Annotated in this window: 1 rRNA gene; it reads left to right on the forward strand. The window is 53.9% G+C overall.

What is annotated here, in order from left to right:
* Window positions 1–1,723, forward strand: a 23S ribosomal RNA gene (locus BM046_RS16040); the annotation flags it as partial.
* Between the last annotated feature and the right edge of the window lie 40 nt (window positions 1,724–1,763).

The raw sequence follows: 1,763 nt of genomic DNA on the forward strand, positions 1-1,763 counted from the left end.
TGTGCGGTAGAGGAGCGTTCTGTAAGCCTGTGAAGGTCAATTGAGAAGTTGGCTGGAGGTATCAGAAGTGCGAATGCTGACATGAGTAACGACAAAGGGAGTGAAAAACTCCCTCGCCGGAAGACCAAGGGTTCCTGCGCAACGTTAATCGACGCAGGGTGAGTCGACCCCTAAGGCGAGGCCGAAAGGCGTAGTCGATGGGAAACGGGTTAATATTCCCGTACTTCTGGTTACTGCGATGGGGGGACGGAGAAGGCTAGGCCAGCACGGCGTTGGTTGTCCGTGTTCAAGGTGGTAGGCCGAGATCTCAGGCAAATCCGGGATCTCAAGGCCGAGAACTGATAACGACCCTTCTTTTGAAGGGGAAGTGGTTGATGCCATGCTTCCAGGAAAAGCCTCTAAGCTTCAGGTAACCAGAAATCGTACCCCAAACCGACACAGGTGGTCAGGTAGAGAATACCAAGGCGCTTGAGAGAACTCGGGTGAAGGAACTAGGCAAAATGGCACCGTAACTTCGGGAGAAGGTGCGCCGGCCAGGGTGAAGGACTTGCTCCGTAAGCTCAGGCTGGTCGAAGATACCAGGCCGCTGCAACTGTTTATTAAAAACATAGCACTCTGCAAACACGAAAGTGGACGTATAGGGTGTGACGCCTGCCCGGTGCCGGAAGGTTAATTGATGGGGTTAGCGTAAGCGAAGCTCTTGATCGAAGCCCCGGTAAACGGCGGCCGTAACTATAACGGTCCTAAGGTAGCGAAATTCCTTGTCGGGTAAGTTCCGACCTGCACGAATGGCGTAATGATGGCGGCGCTGTCTCCACCCGAGACTCAGTGAAATTGAAATCGCTGTGAAGATGCAGTGTATCCGCGGCTAGACGGAAAGACCCCGTGAACCTTTACTATAGCTTTGCACTGGACTTTGAATTTGCTTGTGTAGGATAGGTGGGAGGCTTTGAAGCGTGGACGCCAGTTCGCGTGGAGCCAACCTTGAAATACCACCCTGGCACGTTTGAGGTTCTAACTCTGGTCCGTTATCCGGATCGAGGACAGTGTATGGTGGGTAGTTTGACTGGGGCGGTCTCCTCCTAAAGAGTAACGGAGGAGTACGAAGGTGCGCTCAGCACGGTCGGAAATCGTGCGTAGAGTATAAAGGCAAAAGCGCGCTTGACTGCGAGACCAACACGTCGAGCAGGTACGAAAGTAGGTCTTAGTGATCCGGTGGTTCTGTATGGAAGGGCCATCGCTCAACGGATAAAAGGTACTCCGGGGATAACAGGCTGATACCGCCCAAGAGTTCATATCGACGGCGGTGTTTGGCACCTCGATGTCGGCTCATCACATCCTGGGGCTGAAGCCGGTCCCAAGGGTATGGCTGTTCGCCATTTAAAGTGGTACGCGAGCTGGGTTTAGAACGTCGTGAGACAGTTCGGTCCCTATCTGCCGTGGACGTTTGAGATTTGAGAGGGGCTGCTCCTAGTACGAGAGGACCGGGGTGGACGAACCTCTGGTGTTCCGGTTGTGTCGCCAGACGCATTGCCGGGTAGCTACGTTCGGAAACGATAACCGCTGAAAGCATCTAAGCGGGAAGCGTGCCTCAAGATGAGATCTCACCGGGGACTTGATCCCCCTGAAGGGCCGTCGAAGACTACGACGTTGATAGGCTGGGTGTGTAAGCGTTGTGAGGCGTTGAGCTAACCAGTACTAATTGCCCGTGTGGCTTGACCATATAACACCCAAGCAATCCGGGTCCTGGTCTGCCATGATGA

The sequence above is a fragment of the Halopseudomonas formosensis genome (genome assembly GCF_900115905.1).
Classification (GTDB): Bacteria; Pseudomonadota; Gammaproteobacteria; order Pseudomonadales; family Pseudomonadaceae; genus Halopseudomonas; species Halopseudomonas formosensis.